General features: G+C 43.6%; 16 protein-coding genes. 9 read left to right on the forward strand and 7 right to left on the reverse strand.

The window, feature by feature from the left end:
* Positions 1-2,091 carry a hypothetical protein gene (locus tag DEO27_RS30585; protein WP_112570124.1) on the forward strand — a complete coding sequence of 697 codons (2,091 nt, stop codon included), beginning with the start codon at positions 1-3 and terminating at the stop codon, positions 2,089-2,091.
* Positions 2,092-2,507: 416 nt separating this feature from the next.
* Here DEO27_RS30585 and DEO27_RS30590 read toward each other — a convergent pair whose 3' ends face one another.
* Entirely contained in the window at positions 2,508-3,314 is an 807-nt protein-coding gene (locus DEO27_RS30590; RefSeq protein ID WP_112573037.1) for a phytanoyl-CoA dioxygenase family protein, read from the reverse strand.
* A gap of 266 nt (positions 3,315-3,580) precedes the next feature.
* On the reverse strand, positions 3,581-4,357 hold the full coding sequence (locus DEO27_RS30595; protein ID WP_112573039.1) for an SDR family NAD(P)-dependent oxidoreductase: 777 nt from the start codon (positions 4,355-4,357) through the stop codon (positions 3,581-3,583).
* A gap of 225 nt (positions 4,358-4,582) precedes the next feature.
* On the opposite strand from DEO27_RS30595, the gene DEO27_RS30600 reads away from it, so the two are divergent.
* A complete protein-coding gene (locus DEO27_RS30600; RefSeq protein ID WP_112573040.1) occupies positions 4,583-5,749 on the forward strand; it encodes a hypothetical protein in 1,167 nt (388 codons plus the stop codon).
* A 6-nt stretch (positions 5,750-5,755) separates the two neighbouring features.
* Here the strand turns inward: DEO27_RS30600 and DEO27_RS30605 are convergent, their stop codons facing one another.
* Positions 5,756-6,091, reverse strand: a complete 336-nt coding sequence (locus tag DEO27_RS30605; RefSeq protein WP_112573042.1) for a winged helix-turn-helix transcriptional regulator — start codon at positions 6,089-6,091, stop codon at positions 5,756-5,758.
* A 107-nt stretch (positions 6,092-6,198) separates the two neighbouring features.
* Here DEO27_RS30605 and DEO27_RS30610 point away from each other — a divergent pair, with 107 nt between their 5' ends.
* Entirely contained in the window at positions 6,199-7,197 is a 999-nt protein-coding gene (locus tag DEO27_RS30610) for a zinc-binding alcohol dehydrogenase family protein (RefSeq protein WP_190295281.1), read from the forward strand.
* A 6-nt stretch (positions 7,198-7,203) separates the two neighbouring features.
* Here DEO27_RS30610 and DEO27_RS30615 read toward each other — a convergent pair whose 3' ends face one another.
* Positions 7,204-8,232 (reverse strand): LD-carboxypeptidase, encoded by a 1,029-nt coding sequence (locus DEO27_RS30615; protein ID WP_112573046.1) that lies wholly within the window; start codon positions 8,230-8,232, stop codon positions 7,204-7,206.
* 153 nt (positions 8,233-8,385) lie between these two features.
* Here DEO27_RS30615 and DEO27_RS30620 point away from each other — a divergent pair, with 153 nt between their 5' ends.
* Complete coding sequence (locus DEO27_RS30620; protein ID WP_223818093.1) at positions 8,386-9,654, forward strand: formylglycine-generating enzyme family protein; 1,269 nt, start codon at positions 8,386-8,388, stop codon at positions 9,652-9,654.
* A 319-nt stretch (positions 9,655-9,973) separates the two neighbouring features.
* Here the strand turns inward: DEO27_RS30620 and DEO27_RS30625 are convergent, their stop codons facing one another.
* A complete protein-coding gene (locus DEO27_RS30625; RefSeq protein WP_112573048.1) occupies positions 9,974-10,705 on the reverse strand; it encodes a GntR family transcriptional regulator in 732 nt (243 codons plus the stop codon).
* Between the two features lie 307 nt (positions 10,706-11,012).
* Between DEO27_RS30625 and DEO27_RS30630 the strand changes: the two genes are divergently transcribed.
* Both DEO27_RS30630 and DEO27_RS30635 read left to right on the forward strand, forming a co-directional pair.
* The gene (locus tag DEO27_RS30630) at positions 11,013-12,314 is read left to right on the forward strand and encodes a hypothetical protein (RefSeq protein ID WP_112573050.1); all 1,302 of its coding nucleotides are present in this window, start codon (positions 11,013-11,015) and stop codon (positions 12,312-12,314) included.
* A 159-nt stretch (positions 12,315-12,473) separates the two neighbouring features.
* A complete protein-coding gene (locus tag DEO27_RS30635) occupies positions 12,474-13,856 on the forward strand; it encodes a right-handed parallel beta-helix repeat-containing protein (RefSeq protein ID WP_112573052.1) in 1,383 nt (460 codons plus the stop codon).
* Positions 13,857-13,971: 115 nt separating this feature from the next.
* Here the strand turns inward: DEO27_RS30635 and DEO27_RS30640 are convergent, their stop codons facing one another.
* Positions 13,972-14,535 (reverse strand): dihydrofolate reductase family protein, encoded by a 564-nt coding sequence (locus DEO27_RS30640; RefSeq protein ID WP_112573054.1) that lies wholly within the window; start codon positions 14,533-14,535, stop codon positions 13,972-13,974.
* Positions 14,536-14,863: 328 nt separating this feature from the next.
* Here DEO27_RS30640 and DEO27_RS30645 point away from each other — a divergent pair, with 328 nt between their 5' ends.
* From DEO27_RS30645 to DEO27_RS30655, 3 genes are read left to right on the forward strand one after another with little or no spacing between them, the layout of a single operon-like run.
* Positions 14,864-16,171: a DUF5690 family protein gene (locus DEO27_RS30645; RefSeq protein WP_112573056.1), complete on the forward strand. Its 1,308-nt coding sequence runs from the start codon at positions 14,864-14,866 to the stop codon at positions 16,169-16,171.
* Positions 16,122-17,213: a zinc-binding dehydrogenase gene (locus DEO27_RS30650; RefSeq protein ID WP_112573058.1), complete on the forward strand. Its 1,092-nt coding sequence runs from the start codon at positions 16,122-16,124 to the stop codon at positions 17,211-17,213. The genes DEO27_RS30645 and DEO27_RS30650 overlap by 50 nt, the downstream gene beginning before the upstream one ends.
* Positions 17,214-17,238: 25 nt before the next feature.
* Positions 17,239-17,919, forward strand: a complete 681-nt coding sequence (locus tag DEO27_RS30655) for an HAD hydrolase-like protein (protein ID WP_112573060.1) — start codon at positions 17,239-17,241, stop codon at positions 17,917-17,919.
* 66 nt (positions 17,920-17,985) lie between these two features.
* On the opposite strand, the gene DEO27_RS30660 is transcribed toward DEO27_RS30655, so the two are convergent.
* Entirely contained in the window at positions 17,986-19,254 is a 1,269-nt protein-coding gene (locus tag DEO27_RS30660; protein ID WP_112573062.1) for an Hsp70 family protein, read from the reverse strand.
* Between the last annotated feature and the right edge of the window lie 38 nt (positions 19,255-19,292).

A 19,292-nucleotide genomic window follows, 5' to 3' on the forward strand; every position in this document is an offset into this window, starting at 1 on the left:
ATGATTCATCAATTAAAACATCTTGTTCTTTTCGGATTGCTGTCACTGACTTTTTTTAAGTCGGGAGCACAGGTAGCGAGCGATAAAAACTTTAAACCGGCTGCCGGCGTAAGTGTAAAGGTAAATACCTCAAACGTCACGGTAACCTGGCCTGCGGGGACTAACAGCAACGGCAGACTTATTTTAAACTTAAAAAATGATGAACCGTTATTCAGCAGCGTTCAACTAAGTAAAGCCGGAGTTTATAAGTCGGTGATTGAAAATGTTGATCCGCAATTTATCCTAACAGAAGGCAAGCGTGATCTTGTTTCTCAAAATGGCTGGAACATCTTTTTTGATAAAGTACCACTTAAGCCCCACCATTCTTATAAGGTAGGTTTTCATAAAAAATCAATCAGCGTAAGCAGCAAAGGCACACGTACAATAGTTACTTTGCCAGGGTTGGAAGCCCCCAATTTTAAAGGCGATCTGGAGCTCACACTCTACAACGGGCAACCTTTATTTAACGTAGCAGCAGTTGTATCAACCCAAATTGATTCGACGGCTATTTTGTATGAGGCGGGTTTGGTGGCTAAGGCGCAACCTGTTAAAGCAATAAGCTACAGCGATGTTTATGAACACCTGCAAACCAATGATGTTAATAAGCCGGATACCGCTAAAAACCTTGCTGTAAAATATCGTACCATCATCGGTACAAATGATAAAGCGGGCATCGCCGTGTTCCCTGCTCCGCACCAGTATTTTTATCCGTTGGATGAAGCCTTTAACCTCAAGTTTGTATGGTATGGCAATAATTACCGCGGTCTGCTTCCTGGCTTTGGGCTTGGCATCAGGCAGGAACTACAGGGCGATAAGCGTTTTGTGCCATGGTTTAACGCGCCTCCGGGAACCAAACAACGGCTCAACTTTTTTTGCCTGCTGGGTACAGATGGTGCTGATAATTTGCTGAATAAGGTGAAGCAATTTACCCATGATGATAGCTACAAACCACTTCCCGGTTATAAGACCATGGCCAGTCACTTTCATAACGAGTTTATCATGAGTGTTGTACTGGCGGGCAAGCCGGTGCCTGATAGTCCGTCGTTTGTGAAGGTTTTAAAGCGCCAGGGGATTAATATCGTTCATCTGGCCGAGTTTCATTATACAGCTCATCCTAAAGGCCCGGATGAGCAGCGCCTTGAAGAACTGAAAGCCCTGTTTGACCAATGCAACCGTTTGTCTGATAAAAACTTTTTGCTGCTGCCCGGCGAAGAACCAAATGAGTTTTTTGGTGGTCATTGGCTGGCGTTTTTTCCGAAGCCGGTTTACTGGATCATGTCGCGCAAGGCAGGTACACCTTTTGAAAGCACGAATGCAGGGTATGGTAAAGTTTACCATATAGGCGATAAAACCGATATGTTAAATCTGCTCAAAGCCGAAAACGGTTTGGCCTGGACAGCGCATGCCCGTACAAAAGGCTCTACCGGATTTCCGGATGCTTACAAAAAAGAAGATTTTTACCTATCAGATAGGTTTTTAGGGGCGGCCTGGAAAGCCTTACCAGCCGATCTGTCGGAGCCTCGTTTAGGGAAACGTGTATTCGACCTGATGGATGACATGAACAATTGGGGCCTGAAAAAGAAAGTACTCTCCGAAGCCGACCTGTTCACTATTGAGCCTGAAAACGAAATGTACGCCCACCTCAATGTAAACTACCTGAAACTTGCCAAGCAGCCGGAATATAAAAATGGCTGGCAGCCTGTACTGGATGTGCTGGAACAAGGCAAATTCTTTTCCACCACGGGCGAGGTTTTGATAGAAGATTTTACAGTAAATGGCCATTCATCCGGCGAAACCATTGCTATCCCGGCCGACGGAAAATGCGCCATCAGCTTTAAAACCAGCTGGACATTCCCACTAAATTTTGCTGAGATCATTTCGGGCGATGGAAAAAAAGTATACCGGGAACGGATTGATCTTACTTCAACCCACGCGTTCGGCACAAAAATATTTAGCAAGGTGCTGAACATGAAAGGACGCAAATGGGCACGACTTGAAGTTTGGGATGCCGCCGTTAATGGTGCGTATACGCAAACTGTGTGGTTGAAGTAAAACAGATAATTATAAATCCTACGCCGCCGCTCGGCTGGAGCCGGGTGGCAACTATCAAGACGGCCTCTGGCCGGCGTCAATCCGCATGGTGTACACAGGCCAGATGCCTGGAAATAACTGCCACCCGGCTGGAGCCGAGCGGCGGCGGGTATGTGTTTAAAATAAATGATCAAATAAAAAAATGTCATTGCGAGCGAAGCGCGGCAATCTCGTAGCTTATGCATATGCGATCTGTATAGCTACGAGATTGCCACGTCGCCCCAGATGCTCTTTGCCAATGCGGCTCCTCGCAAAGACATGTTTTTTATTTTACCGGGACTTTAACCAGTGCCCGCTCTGTAAAAAAGCTCTTCAGGGCTGATATTTTCCCGGTGCGGATGAGATAACTAACGAATAAGGCTATTAACATAAATTTTTTACTTAACAATACTTGCAAAACGTTGATAAAAGGCGGTAGGGCTGTCGGCGTGCTTCGGCTCGTATTTACCGGCGATGATGGGGATATATATTACCCTGCGGCGGCTTGCTTCACCAATTACGGTTGACTGGGCCACACGATGCCAAAGGCGGCCATCATGTATGGTCAAATCGCCGGCATTGGGGATAATAGCTACCTCATTTTCGTCGGTATCATGATCAAGGAAGTACTTTTTACGGAAAAGCATCTGGTAAAGGTTTTGTTTATGTGTACCGGGCAGGATGCGTAAACCACCGTTCTCCGGTTTCAGGGTGCTCAGGTGGATGCCAACATTAAGCATCGGGTTTAATTTCTGCCCGTGAAAAATATCACGCAGGCCATCAGTATGCCAGCCCATTTTAGAAAAGCTGCTTTCAGGGCCGTTTACATAGTGGTTAAAAACCATTCCGTCCTTTTCATCTGTTCCCAGCCGGGAACCCTCGCCAATCAGGTTAAGCAATACCTGGAAACGGGGATCTTTGGTAAATTCATCCAACAAGCTGTGATGCTGATTGATAAAAGCAAAACGCTGCACAATGGGCGATCCGTCAAGGTCTTTACCGTATTTGATAGGTACGCCATTCACCTTTTCGGTGTTGTTATTTAGCCAGGTTGTTTCAACCTGTTTTGAGGCGTTAATAATGTCGGTAACAGTTTCGGGCTTAATGAAATTTTTGAAATGGATAAAGCCGTGCTGATTGAAAAAAGCCTGTTGTTCGGGCGTAATTGTTGAGCCTAATGTGAATTTTTGATATGACGTTGCCATGTGGTGGAAAAGATATTAAAGTACCTGGAAAATGAAATTGTAAACGCTGGATGCCGCCGGGGCGGTTTTAGGAAAGGAACTGGTCCTCTTTGAGGGAAATTAACAACAACAGCTGCACATGACCCTTGTTATCAAGGGCATTCGCATAGGGTATGCAAATAATATGTTGTGCTTGTTGTTCAATGTATATTAAATCTATCTTTTTAGTAGACTAATGCAAATGTAAACAAATTGTTAATCAGTCCAAATATTTATGAAAATATTTTTTAATGCTTGTACAATCCGGCGGTTACCCTTTCAATCAGGCTTTTAGGACTATGTGTTGCTGCTACTGCCGAAAGTTTATTTAAAAATCCGGGAACTATTTCGGCTTTTTTATTGAACATGCCTTTTATACCAATTGCTGCAACCTCCTCGGCTTTCATGTTAAATTTTGCTGCCAGTTCGGCCAGGGCCTCCATTCCCGCGCGCTGAGCGAAGCTGGTATCCGTAGGGCCCGGGCATAAGCAGCTCACAGCTATCGAAGTGTTTTTAAGCTCATATCTTAAAGCCCGGCTAAATGATAAAACAAATGCTTTAGTGGCCGCATAAATCGCCAGTGTAGGCACAGCCTGGTAGGCCGCGGTGCTGGATACGTTGAGGATAAACGCCTGTTGTTGTGATTTTAAAACTGGAATGAAATAATATGAAAGCTCGGTAAGGGCATTCATGTTAACCTGCATCATGCCGGTTTGCGCGGCCAAATCTAATTCATGGAAATTTCCCCAAACACCAAGCCCCGCGTTATTTATTAATATCGATACGGGTACATTTAAGCTCTTAGCCCAGTCAAAGGCCCGGAGGGCCGCGCCCGCGCCAGAAAGATCAATGGCAAGGTGATCAGCCTTAACCTTATAGTCGGTTTTTATTTGAGCGGATAAGGCAATGAGATCATTCTCCGACCGGGAAACCAACAGCAAGTTATATCCTTTTTGAGCAAGTAATATAGCCATTGACCTCCCGATGCCTTTACCGGCTCCTGTAATTAAAGCGTATTGATCCATTGTTTTTATTGAGATATCGACGATACAAGTTTAAAGAAAAATAATCTACTAAAATTGTAGACTATTTAAAATGTTATTACGTTTGTGTAGATATGAAAAACACTTCGCCATGTTTTCGTTTTTTAAGCTATAGCCAACCCCGCTATTGTTGTTGCCGGTAAATAAAAACCGCTCTCCCCTTCGTTATTATTTCAACAACAAACTATCACAAGCTTAAAATTGATCATGACTACTCATCATATAAAATATTTATTCAGTGCTTTTTTAATCATTGTTTTTATATCATTCAGGCTTCCGGTATCAGCTCAGCTATCTGCCGCGGTAAAGTATAAGCTAAACCTGCAGCACGATACCTCTGCCCATAATATCATCGATGAAAGTTATCCGATAAGCTTAGCCGCCGGGCCTATATTAAACAAGCCTGTTACCGATAAAACTGATGTCGGCTTTGAAACAGAGCTGGAAAGTCAACTGGATACCCATGCAGGCCGCAAAAAGTTGCTTACCTATTTAAAGGATCTATCGGTAACCAACACCAATGAGGCAAACTATAACCAGGCTAAGGTTAAAACTTACTATAAGCTGGCCAATGTATTTGCCAAGCTGCATTTGTACCCCTTGGCTATGAAATGCTTTTTTAAAGCGATGGCAGTTAAAAACGACGGCAGTAGTCTTTTACCCGCAGCTTCTGATTCTTCGGGTACAGATACCACGGGCAGGCAATTACGCTTAAACAGCGGTCTGCTGGCTATCAATACCCAGGATGATTCGGTTTTTGTAAACAACCCTGTTCAACTGAAGGATAAAAAGGAAAAGAAAAGTAAATCAATCACGTACAACCGTATTGTAAGCACTTTTGATGATGGGAAAAAAGCGGCGGCCTATGCTTTGTTATTTCACGTAAAGCAGCCCAAACCCGGTAAACCGACTGTATTTGTAAGAGCTAATACGGGGCATACTTTTATTACGCTTATTAAGTATAATACCGATTCAACTTCGGTTTCTGTTTCTTTCGGGTTTTATCCCAAAAAGGATAACATATTTTCGGCCACGCCATGGGAGCCTGAAACTTCAGGCACTTTTAAAAACGACGAAGCTCATCAGTGGGACGAGGTCATGGGCAAGTTTATAACTGAGCGCCGCTTTAAACGGATCCTGAAGCTTACCCGTAATTACGACGGATTAGAGTATCACTTATCAAAAAATAACTGTACCGATTTTGCTTTACAGGCAGCTTCCTATGCCGGTTTTGGGGTTACCAATTCAAAAGGTTCATGGCCGCTGGGGCATGGCAACAATCCCGGAACAACCGGGCAAAGTATTATAGCCGGAGCTGTTTACGATAATGATCAAGCAGATTTGTTTATTGACTTTGATGAAAATCTAAAGTAAACCAGACTACATATCGCTCCACTCGGATAGGTTAGCTAAAATGGGCAATAGTGCCTGTCCTTTTGGAGTAAGCGTATAATCAACCCGCACAGGAACCGCCGGGATTATAGTTTTGCTGATCAGCCCGGATGCTTCTAATTCCTTCAGCTGTTTGCCCAATGTCTGATCTGTTATACCCGGCATAACTCCTTTCAGCAGGCTAAAACGATCGTTCCCTTCAGATATATGGATTACAATAAGTGCTTTCCACCTGCCGGCAATGGCATCAAGCGCCCCGTTTATACGGCATGACCGGTATAGGAATGCTTTGTTTATAGCGTTTGATGAGTTTTCCTTGATCATAATAAAGCACTCCTTTTTTTGTGAGTTGCTCCCAATTAAGGGAGTAGGGATGATTTAACAGCCTGAGCCTTAGTTTTGGGCATCGACAAATTTAATGCGCAATGTTTATGAAAGCAATACAATTGAATGGTTTTGGTGATGTATCTAACTTTAACGAGGCTCATCTGGATACCCCTGCAGTTAAAAATGACGAAGTGTTGATACAGATCAAAGCCGCCGCATTTAATCCAATTGATTTTCAAATGCGTTTGGGCCTGCGCGAAAGCAGGCTGATGCGGTCACCTGTTTTAGGCCGGGAACTTTCGGGCATTGTAATAAAAGTGGGGCCGGATGTTATTGGTTTTGAGCCCGGAGATGAGGTAATGGCGCTGGCCGGTAGTCGTGGTTCAAACGGCAGCTATGCCGAATTAATGGCGTTGAATTACCGGATGATTGGTCGCAAACCTCAAAATATTAGTTTTGAAGAAGCTACGGCTATTCCCTCATCCGGATTGACAGCCTGGCATAGTTTCAACAGGATGCAGGCGGCAGGTTCGGATAGTATTTTTATTAATGGCGCTGCGGGTGGGGTAGGCAGATTTTTGATAAAACTATTAAAAGCGAACGGTGTCACAAATATAATAGCCACTGCCGGGAACAAACATAGTGTAGCCGCCTTGCAGGAACTCGGCATTAGTTTCGGGAAGATAATCAATTACCATGAGCCGGATTTGAAGGGCCTGCTTATTGCCGCGAACAAAGGTCGTCAATTTGATTACGCTGTAGATCTTGTTGGAGGCGTTATGGCCGAAATGGCAGCGGATGTGTTAAAAATGAACGGGACTTACGTTGACATTACTTTTTTAGGTACATCAACAACCCGTGAGATTTTATTTGATAAAGGGGCTAATATCCTGAATATTGCGGCTTATGCCTTCGCGATAGAAAATAATCTTAAATGGTATGGGGAAAGCCTTAATTACTTAGCGCATTTAATAGAAACGGGCGAAATAGATGCCCCTGCTGTAAATGTTATCGGTAGCCTTGGCGTACAAACTGTACAGGAAGCCCATCGCCTGATGGAAGCAAACCGCATTTACGGTAAAAAACTGGTTATGAAAGTTTGAACAGTTTTAAATTGTTTTTAATGTGCTTCCCTCTGCATTAACCTCAAAGGCGTGCAGTGCTCCGCATTTAAGCGCGAAGTTATTTTTCTGATGGCCTACCGGGAAGTCAAAGCAAACGGGATAGGTGTATTCCTTTACTTTTTCTGTAACGATATCATAAATGGTGTGGCCAAATTCTTCGCCTTCAATATCGGGTTTAAGTTGAAAGCCGCCAATGATAAGCCCGGCCAGGTTTGAAAGTTTACCGCTTTGTTTCAGGTTCCAGAACATACGGTCGATGTTGTAAAGGTATTCATGGGTATCCTCAACAAATAAGATTTTGCCGTCGGTACGCAAATCAGATGGTGTACCTGACAGTGTCGCGATCAGGCTCAGGTTTCCACCTACGAGGATCGCTTCGGCTTTCCCATAACGGTTTTGTGCAACTGCAGGCGAAGAATAACTAAGATTTTCGCCGGTCAACGCCTGCCTGATGGATTGAATAGTGGCAACCTGCATGGCATCAGCTTTTGTCCAGTCGTCCGGAAAGCTGTTGCACATTTTTGAATGGATGGTTGCAATCCCGAAATTACGGTTAATATGGCAATGTAACGCGGTAATATCACTAAAGCCGATGAGCCATTTAGGGTGCTTTTTAAAGTATTTAAAATTTAAACGATCAATAACCCTGACCAGGCCATAACCGCCCCTTGCACACATGACGGCCTTAACTTCCGGATCATCCAGCATCTGCTGCAGGTCTGCTGTGCGTTCTTCATCTGTCCCGCCGTATGTAAAATCCTTTTTGCCTGTGTTGTCACCTATAGCAATATTAAAGCCCCAGCTTTGCATGAGTTGCATGGCCGGTAAAATTTCGGCCAGGCTCATATAGCCTGAAGGGCTGATAATGCCAATGGTATCTCCCGGTTTTAAATAGGGGGGTATTTGATGACCGGCTTTAGCAACAGGATGTTCGGGCATATTGGCCCATGCCCCCGAAGTTGACAGTACAGCACCGGCAGTTACTAATGAGGAGATGAAGTGTTTTCTGTCCATTTTTGTTGCTGCATTTTTTGATGCAACAGGGTTGATAAAATTATGAAAAACGGGACATAAGTAATTAATGCCGGCTGGGTAAATATTTTATATCCTACAATCTTTACAAAAATGATGTTCCTGATTGTGTAAAGATCATTAAGTTTGGATTTGATGAAAAGCAAGCATATTTCTCTTCCCGGAATTATAACGGCACTGTTGCTGTCTTCAGCGATTTTTCAGAGTTGCCATACCGCTGATCATAAAGATCAAAACAAAACTGATACTGCAACTTCGCGGCCTGCAACTGCAACTTCCGCCGCTGCTGGTTTTAAAGTTAAGGTAGCTATTTCGTGCACTAAAAATGGCATGATCAGGGAGGATAGTATTTTATACATGCACCAGGGAGGCGAGTCTTTTCAGCCCACCATTGTTAATGTGAGCAATACATCGGTTAACAAAGCTGATAACGATATGGCCTGGATTCCGGGTGGTACATTTAGTATGGGTGGCGTAAATCCTGCCGGCATGACCGATGGCGGCATGGAAGCCATGGATGATGCAAGGCCTGTTCACCGGGTATTGGTTGATGGTTTTTATATGGATAAAACCGAGGTGACCAACGCGCAGTTTGCCAAGTTTGTAAAAGCCACCGGCTACATAACCGTGGCCGAGCAAAAACCAACAGCCGAAGAGTTTCCGGGCGTTCCTGCTGAAGACCTGGTTGCGGGATCTGTTGTTTTTACCCCACCAAATCAAAAAGTGCCATTAGACGATATTTCGCAATGGTGGTCATATAAAAAAGGTGCCGATTGGAGGCATCCGCTTGGGCCTGGATCCGACTTAAAAGGGAAAGAGAATTTTCCCGTGGTACAGGTGGCCTGGGAAGATGCTGCCGCTTATGCAAAATGGGCGGGAAAACGGCTGCCTACAGAAGCTGAGTGGGAATTTGCTGCAAGGGGAGGCAAAGCCGGCGAGTTATATCCCTGGGGCAACCAGTTAAAACAGGATGGCCGGTGGATGGCCAATACATTCCAGGGATCGTTCCCTAACCAAGACAATGCCGAGGATGGTGAAACAGGTCTCGGCCCTGTAAAAAAATACCCGGCTAATGCTTACGGCTTATATGATATGGCAGGTAACGCCTGGGAATGGTGTGCCGACTGGTACCGTAATGACTATTATAATAGTTTCAATCCAACTGTGGTTGCCCGCAACCCAAAAGGTCCGGCAGATTCATATGATCCGCAGGAGCCCGGACAAAAGAAGAAGGTGCAGCGAGGAGGCTCGTTTTTATGTACCGATCAATATTGTACGCGCTATATGGTGGGTTCAAGAGGTAAGGGCGAATATCGTTCAGCAACAAACCACGTTGGCTTCAGGTGCGTGCAGGATACCAAGCAAAGTAATCAAACAAAACAGGTTACTCAAAAATCGCTTTAGGGTTTTAACAAAATCAATGGCTTTAGGCATTAAGCTTTCCGCTTTTCAAAAAGGGTATAAAAAAAAGAAGCACTCCTGTTGGGCAGGAATGCGTTCTAACCAATTATAAACCTAAATTATGAGAAGAGATGTAAACCCGGGGTCGAACCGGAGTCGCTGCCTGTCAGCTATTCACATGACGGTACAAATATACGTGTAATCCGTACAATTATTGTCATCTTAATATGAAAATTTTACTTTTATTGGTATTCTGCTATAAATGACAGTCGGTTTATGGATAATTTGCAACGATTTATAACAGAAGCTTTACAAAACCGGATCAGGTCCTTCTGCTTTCAACGGTGTATACAAAACTTTCGGCTTTGTAATAGCCCAGATTATACTCCATAGGGCGCTCGCCCTGGTCATAAACAAACCTTTTTCTGAATAAAACCGGGCCGCCGTTTTCAATTTCAAGCTTATCGGCTATAAATTTATTAGCTTCAATAGCACTGATCTCTTCTTTTGACAGGTTTGCTACGGTAGAATATTCATCCTCAAGCATTTCATAAAGCGGGCGCTTAAAATCTTCTTCGCCCGTAAGGCCTATTCGCGGATGAAAATAAGATATGAAATAAACAAAGGGATTATCGCTGCTGCCGCGTAACCGTTCCATTTTTACAATTTTTTTATCAGTACTGATATCAAAAAAGCTGGCAGTACTCTCATCTGGAAATACCCAACTCACATGCAGCTCGTAATTTTTTACGTTGATGCCCCTCGCTTTCATTTCCTGCGAAAAGCTGAGCCAGTTCATAGATTTTGAACTGATTTTGGAACTGGCAACCTTGGTGCCGAAGCCTTTTTTACGGATCAGCAGCTCGTCATAAACCAATTTATTAATAGCCTGGCGCAGTGTGGTGCGGGATATAGCCAGCTTTTTGGCCAGCTCAACTTCATTGGGCAGTAGCTTGCCTGCCTGGTAGGCAGGGTCTTTAATCAGTTCGCGAAGCAACTGCTCGGCTTGGATATGCAGAGGCACAGGGCTCTTGTGGTCGATAGATAATTTCATAGTGGCTTTACTAACCTTAATGAGTTTAATGCGGTAAAGATAATAAAAAGCTAAGCCATGTATTTACATGGTTTAAGCTGATGTTTTTAATTTGATATATACAATGTAGCTGATTGTTTGGCATGGAAAAACTGGGTGCCAGGATTAACTTAATTGTTAAGGGCTAATTTCTCGTATTTAAATAATATTTGAGGGCTTTGATACTAAATGTTCATACAAATAGTTGTTTGTTGTTTAACCGAAGCCTCGATTTTTATTGGGAAGAAAGTTGATTATTACTAATAAATTTACCTGATTATTACTATCGATGAACCTATTAAGATCAATCCTATTATCTGTTGCAATTACTATCCCGGGAATCTTGTTAGCGCAAAACCGCGTATCCGACAAGGAGCTGGCAAACAAAATTATGAGCGATAGCCGCCTGGATACAGTAGAGGCCCGTGCTTTACGTTTGTTAACCGGCTTTACCGCGGGTACTTCATACGGCGAAATCTGGATCCGCGATTTTAATACATTTATTGAAGGCTCTTTAAAGGTTCATAGCAGGGATGAGGTTAAAGAAAAGCTGTTGCTGTTTTTTAAAATTCAGGGTAAAGACGGCAATATTCCCGACGGCGCTATCCATAAAGATCAGGCAAACGGAGGTTACCAGTATTTATACTCGGAACTGGCCCCCGGCTGGGCTATTCATAAAAATACCGTGGAAACCGACCAGGAGTCATCGTTGATCCAGGCGGTTAAAAAGTATATTGATATTACCGGCGATAAAAGCATTTTAACTGATACCATAGGCGGCCGGACAGTAACACAACGCATGGAAGATGCGATGAACTACATCCTGAAATACCGCTGGTCGGCAAAGTATAATTTGGTTATCGGTGCTACTACTGTTGACTGGGGCGATGTACAAACGCAGAAAGGTTGGGGCGTTGCAGTCAATGATAAAACAAAATGGGCCATTGATATTTATGATAATGCGATGTTTTTGCTGGCCATACATGATTTTCTGGCTATGAAGCCAGCCGGTTATAAGGCAAGCAAATATTGGGGGGATTTAGCCATCGGTTTGAAACTAAGAACGAGGCATTACCTGTGGGATACAAAGGCTGGTAAATATATCCCACATATCTATCTTGATGGCTCGCCATTTCCACCTTCGTTTAATGAGAAACAGATCCTTTATCTCGGCGGCACTATATGCGCTGTGAAGGCGGGCCTGAATACGCCAAAGGAGATCATTGCTATCAATAACCAGTTTCTGAAAGCAGCTTCTAAAGAAAAGTATGCTACCATCGGCCTTACCGTTTATCCGCCATACCCTCTTGAACAATTTCCAAATATCCCACCATACACTTACCAAAACGGAGGTGACTGGACATGGTTTGGCGGGCGAATGATAGCTCCGTTAATTGAAAATAATATGGTTAATGAAGCTTATACCGAATTGAGCCCAATGATTGACCGGGTGCTGAAAAATAAAGGTTTTTTTGAGTGGTACGATGTGAGAACGGGTGAAGCGAAAGGCTCCGGCGATTTCAGAGGGGAAGCCGGTGTGCTTTATGAAGCTATAAACAGGCTGCGCGGCTGGGTAAAAGATAATTTGTAACTATTTGATTTTAAGTGTGTTTTGGTATGTAAAACTTATAGTGGTAATTGACCTGGCAACAAAACCTGAAAGTATAGCGTATAACAACCGGTTCTGCGCTGCAGGGGCAAGTTGACTATCAATACCTTTTTAATTAAAACATATTTAGAAGCTCTTTTAATGAGAAATAACAATTCCTTCATTCGCATGGCAGCCGCTTTGCTCATTGTAGCATGCTTTGCCAGATGTTCCAAAAGCGTAAACAAAATTGAAAAGCCGGTAGCGGCTATCCCGGAGCAGGTTAATGCGCAACAAAGTTTAGCAACTACTGCAGTAAGTACTTACACTTACACCGTTAAAACCACCGACTGGATGGTTGACGGCACCAAGATCCCGGCAGGGGCAACCATATATGTTCCGGCAGGTAAACGGGGTTCTTTGCTGCTTAAAAATCTTAAAGGAACAGCCGCTGCCCCCATTATAATCGTTAACAAAGGCGGCAGGGTATCTTTTACTACCGAAACCACGGCGTCATACGCGTTTAAAACCCAAAATTGTCAATACTTTAAGGTTATGGGCAATGGGGTATCAACAATCAAGTATGGCTTTGATGTAAATGGCGGCAACATCGGCATGACCATGGATGACCTGAGTACAGATTTTGAAATTGCAGCGGTTGAGGTGCGTAACAGTGGTTTTGCAGGTATCATGGCAAAAACAGATCCTACATGCGATCTTGCAACTCAGCGGGGCAGGTTTGTGATGAAAAACGTTTTTATTCATGATAACTATGTTCATAAAACCGGGGGCGAAGGTCTTTATATAGGAAATTCATTTTACCAGGATGGTGTTTCAACGTCATGCGGCACTGTTTTGCCACATGATGTAATAAATGCTAAAATCTATAAAAACCTGGTTGATTCAACAGGTTCTGAAGGTATCCAAGTTGGCAGCGCTACCTCTGGCTGCGAGATCTACAGCAACATCGTTAAAAATCCGGGAAGAAGCCCATTTTCTGCATACCAGGATAACGGGATCCAGATAGGTGAAGGTACCGGAGGCAAATGTTATAATAACCTGGTTAAAAATGCTCCTGGCGATGGTATTATCGTTTTAGGCTGGGGAGATAACGTAGTGTTTAACAACTATATTATAAACTCAAAATCGTACGGCATTTTTGCAGATTCAAGGTATACACCGGGGAAAAATTTCCAGTTTATCAACAATACCATCATTGGTTCGGTATTAGGGGGAATAAAGCTAAATTCTGAAACTATCCCTATGAATACTGTTATTAACAACGTATTTATACAATCAGCATCGGTACAGGCTATCATCAGAAAAAGTACCGGCGTTAAACTAACAGCGGCAACTAATTATGTTAACGCAGACGTAAATACCTGCAAGTTTGTAAATTACGGCGCAGACAATTTCCATTTGCAATCATCGTCGCCGCTTATTAATAAAGGAACAAATGTTTTATCATACGGCGTGAAATTTGATTATTATAACGCTGTGCGTCCTTCAGGTACCGCGTTTGACATCGGCGCTACCGAGTATTAATATTGGCCGTAACTGGCATAAAAAAGCGCTTTAGTTTTTTACTAAAGCGCTTTTTTATGTTATAGATCTTTGAATTACTCGTCTTGCTGATACAACCCTTCCCGGAAAAAAACTGCTATTTTTTTATTTCATAGCACAGTTCCACCATTCCGTTTTTGTAGGCGGTTACGTTGCTTAAGTGCAGGGCTTGTTCTTGCCCTATCTCGTCAAAAAAGGGTGTTCCGCCCCCCAGAATAATCGGTAAAATGGATTGCCTTATTTCATCGGCCAGGTTTAAACGAATGAAATCTTTGGTAAGCTCAGCGCCGCCAACGAGCCAGACATTTTTATAGTTTGGTTTTAGCTTTTCGTCTACGAGTATTTCCAGGTCTCCCGAATAAATTTCAACATTTTGTCTTTCAACCGGGAGATTCCTGTGGGTTAATACTATTGTAGGTACATCGCCGTAAACCCACCCGTATGATTTTGAAAGCTCCAGCGCGAGCTCATAGGTATGGGAGCCCATGATGTAGCAATCTATCTTTTTAAGAAACTCCGCTGCTTCCTCTTGGGTAACGGTAACTCCTTTTTCGTAGCTATCGGATGTTTCAAACCATGAAATGCTGTTGTCTTTTCTGGCAATATAGCCATCAAGACTTGATACCATGTGGATGGTTATTTTAAATGGATCTGTAGCCATTTTACATTATTTAAGAGTGTGCTTTATGGGGTTATTATTGGCTTAATTGGGATCGAAAGGCATCCTCCTCCTGAAAAAAACAGCTAAGATGGCAGCCACACAAATGTAGAAAAACGGATTATTGCTACAAATAGTGGGTGTTATTTCAGCGGGGAATAAACAAACGCAAAAGTTCTTATTCTGATGGATGTATACGTTTTGTTAAGTCCGTTGATCCTTTTTAAGAGATATTGAGAATGAATTAATAACATAAATTTAATATTTACAATTCATTGGCTTGTTAAACTTTGTTTAGTTTTGCTAAACATTGACACCTTAAGCCAATTAAATGTCTTTTCAGAATAACTCCGAAAGGTTAAAAAAGGTATTTGCCAATCCTGCATGGTCGTTGATCGCGGCGTTTGGTACTTATTTTTGCATGTACGGCTACCGGAAACCCTACACGGCGGCGGCGTTTGCTGATGCCGGTTTATGGGGCTTAAGTTACAAGTTTGGGATGATCATTGCCCAAACCATAGGCTATGTACTGGCAAAATGGGTGGGTATTAAATTCGTTTCGGAAATAAGGCCCGCAAGGCGCATCCGCGCTATCATCATGTTGATAGGTTTCGCCGAGCTGATGCTGTTGCTTTTTGCATTGGTTCCCCGCCCCTGGAATTTAACTTTCATGTTATTAAACGGTTTACCCTTAGGTGTGATATTTGGTTTGGTGCTCAGCTTTTTAGAAGGACGTAAACAAACCGAATTTTTAATTGCCGGGCTTTGCGCAAGCTTTATCCTGTCGGATGGGGTATCAAAATCGGTAGGGGCTTTTTTGTTAACCGTGGGTGTTAACGAAAACTGGATGCCCTTTGTCGCCGGACTGGTGTTTATGTTGCCGGCACTATTGTTTATTATCATGCTGGCCTGTGTGCCGCGGCCTACTGTTACTGACGTAAGTTCACGTTCGGCAAGGGAGCCAATGACAGGTGCCGACAGGTGGCACTTTTTTAATAAATACGCGCCGGGCTTACTGGCCATTATAGCTGTTTACCTGTTTGTTACCTTGCTGCGTAGTGTAAGGGCCGATTTTGCCGTTGAATTATGGGCAGGCCTTGGCTATAAGCAAACACCGCAACTGTTCACAACTTCCGAGTTGATAGTTTCATTTTGTGTTATTGTAGTTACGGGCCTTACTGTACTTATCAAAAATCATTACCGGGCGTTCAGTCTTTCCATGCTCACCAGTTTTACCGGTTTTCTGATCCTGCTGCTGGCCCTTGCCGGTTTATATGGCGGTATGGGAAAATTTACGTTTATGGTATTGGTTGGCCTGGGTGTTTATCTGCCCTATGTAGCTGTGCACGCGGTTATTTTTGAGCGGCTCATCGCTATTACACGCGAGTGTGCAACGGTTAGTTTCCTGATGTATGTGGTTGACTCGGTTGGGTACACGGGCTACATCGGGTTGATGCTTTTACGGTATTTTACACATACCACCGATTCCGTATTATCACTCTTTTTACAAATGTGCACCTTCCTTGGTATAGCCGGGATGCTGCTGATGGTATTCGGTCATTTATATTTTAAATCAAAATTAAAACCCCATGTTCAAAGAAACACCAAACTTCCCGCCGGGCAAAGCTATAGTGTTTGAAGGGCCTGGAAAGCCTTTTCGCACGGTTGAGGGAAATATCTTCCTTGACAAGGAATCGATATTGGTCAGAAACCGTTATACCACGCTTTGCGGCAGTGATATTCACACTTTTTGCGGTCACCGTAAAGAACCCGATGAGGTAGTTTTAGGCCATGAAATTGCAGGCGATATACTATGGCTACCACAAGGGGAAACAGTAAAGGATATGAGGGGCGAAACTGTTGCCGTAGGCGACCGGGTTACCTGGTCTATTTTCACGGTGCCGCCGGGCATTGAAGCGCCAAGACCTGATCTGCCTCAAAAAAGCGAACAGTTATTTAAGTATGGACATGCCCAGGCCTCAACCCACGACCTGTTCAATGGCGGCCTTGCCGATTATTGTGTATTACGGCCAAATACAGCTTTTCTGAAAATATCTCCGGAAATTCCGCTAAAGGTTGCAGCTACCATTAGTTGTGCGCATGCAACGGTAGCAGGCGCGTTAAGGGTTGCCGGTGATATAGCCGGTAAAAGCGTGCTTGTTTTTGGCGCGGGGCTGCTGGGGATATCCTGCGTATCCATGTGCCGGGAAGCAGGAGCCAAATGGGTAGGGCTTATTGATAATGATGAATTACGTCTGGCCTGGGGGCCAAAATTCGGCGCCGATGAAATATATACCTTTGCAAAAAACAATGATACAGGGCGTTTTATATGGCCCGATGTCGACCTGGTGTTTGACATGACAGGACATCCTGAAGCGATGAAAGCCGGTGTTGAATCGCTTGCACTTGGTGGCAGCGCCATTTGGATAGGCGCTGTATTTCCGGCTGCTCCCGTACCTGTCGACGCGCAGCTGATTGTTCGCCGTGTGCTCGGAATAAAAGGGTTGCATAACTATAATTATGACGACTTTTTAAAGGCCGCCGTTTTTATTGAAAACAACTATCGCAAATACCCTTTTGAACAACTGGTAGAAAAGGAATTTACCCTCAACGAAGTCGACAATGCTTTCCGTTACGCCACCGAAAGCAAACCGGTGCGCGTGGGCGTCGTTATTAATTAAACATGAATTTTAAAAGAATATTAAAATGAAGCATAATCTAAAAATGGTCGTTTTTGATATGGCCGGTACAACAGTTAACGAAGATAACCTGGTATATAAAACCCTTCAGAAAGCTATTAATGAGGCTGGGTTTGATTTTAACCTTGACCAGGTACTAACCGAAGGTGCCGGTAAAGAAAAAAAGCAGGCCATCAGATCGGTTTTGGCTGTTTACGCTAATAATACCGATGAAGAACTGATTGGACAGATTTTTGAGAATTTTATGGAGCAGCTTACAACAGCCTACGCTACTGCCGATATCCTGCCGCAAAATAATGCTTTAGCCCTTTTTTCGGCATTGAAACAGCGTAATATTTATGCCGTGTTGGATACAGGTTACGATAGGGCAACTGCACAATCAATCATCGATAAATTAGGATGGAAAGAAGGTGTTGACTTTGATGCCCTTGTTACCGCTTCGGATGTGAGCAAAAACAGGCCGAACCCTGATATGATCCTTTTTGCTATGGATAAATTTGGTATCACCAATGGAAGCGAAGTAGCTAAAGTAGGCGACTCGATCATCGATATTGAAGAAGGCCAAAATGCCGGTTGCAGCCTAAATATCGGGATAACTACGGGAGCCCATACCGAAGAGCAATTGCTTTCGGCCAAGCCAGACGCGGTTATCAATGATTTGATAGACTTGCTGCCACTTATTGACTAAGCTATTAAAAGCAATGGCCGGAGTATTGCTCCGGCCATTGCTTTATTTTGATGCTTTTATTGCAGATTATTCGGCGAAAAGGTATCCGCTATAAGCCAATCCTTTGGCGACACTCTTGAAATTATCTCCCGAATTTAGCCGGATATGAGGAAAGCGGTTTTTGAACAGCTTTTGAATGCTGCCCACCAGTGATGTACCGCCGGTTAAAAACAGGCTGTCGATATTAGCCGGATCGATGTTGTTTTTTGACAGAAACTCATCGAGGTAGTTGGCAATGCGGTTTACATCTTTAGCGATGATCAGTTCATAGTCGGCTAATGATATTTCTTCATCAATGCGGATATCCATTTTACGGTAGCTAAACTTAGCCGCGCTGGCGGTTGTAAGCCTGATCTTTGTTTCTTCTATAGATTGAAATACCGAATAGCCCAGGTTATTCTCAATGAGGGTAATGAGGTTTTTAAATTGCGGATCATTGCCCGAAAAATAGTAGTAATCCTCTATGTCCTTCTGGATACGCAGGCTATTAAAAAAGTTCATTTGTTCCCACGAGCAGATATTGGCAAACAGCGATTTGGGTACAGTTAATACCTTACCCGGGGTGGCTTCATACTGCGTGTTTTTACCAAAGTACGGAGTGCCTTTGTCCCACATAAATGCCGAGTCAAAGCTATCCCCGCCAATATAAATACCGCCATTGGCCAGGATATCGTTCTGCCGGTCTTTACTGCCGGTTTTGTCGGGGTCAAGAACTAAATAAGTGAAATCCGTAGTACCGCCACCAAGGTCGGCTACTAATACATTTTCCTTTTTTTCGAGGCTTTTTTCATAGGCAAAAGCTGCGCCGATAGGCTCAAACTGAAAACGGATCTCTTCAAAACCGGCAAGCCCAACGGCTTTATTAAGTCGTGTTTGTGCCAGGGTGTCTTTCTTCGTGTCATCGTCATCAAAAAAAACGGGACGGCCGATGATGGCTTTTTTACAGTCTTGCCCTGTCAGTTCATCTGCGCGACTTTTCAGTTCTTTTAAAATGATCGCTACGAGTTCGGACGCGTTATATTTCTTGCCCTGGATACGGGTTTCTATAAAACTACTTCTGGACAGGATCTGTTTTACCGATTTGATAAAGCGCCCCTTCATGTTATCATTAAGGTAGGCTGTTATCGCTTCTTCGCCCACAACATAATTTGGCGTATTGCCCGGGCCCGACTGCGGGTAGAAATAAATGAGCGACGGGATAATGATTGTATTGCTTATTTCTTTCGTTTCTTCGTCGTAAATAGCAAGGGCCGAGTTGGTTGTCCCAAAATCGATGCCGTATAAAAACTTCTTCATAACAGGAGGGATAAAACGATAAAAATTTGCGGACGGCG

This window comes from Mucilaginibacter rubeus (assembly GCF_003286415.2).
Classification (GTDB): domain Bacteria; phylum Bacteroidota; class Bacteroidia; order Sphingobacteriales; family Sphingobacteriaceae; genus Mucilaginibacter; species Mucilaginibacter rubeus_A.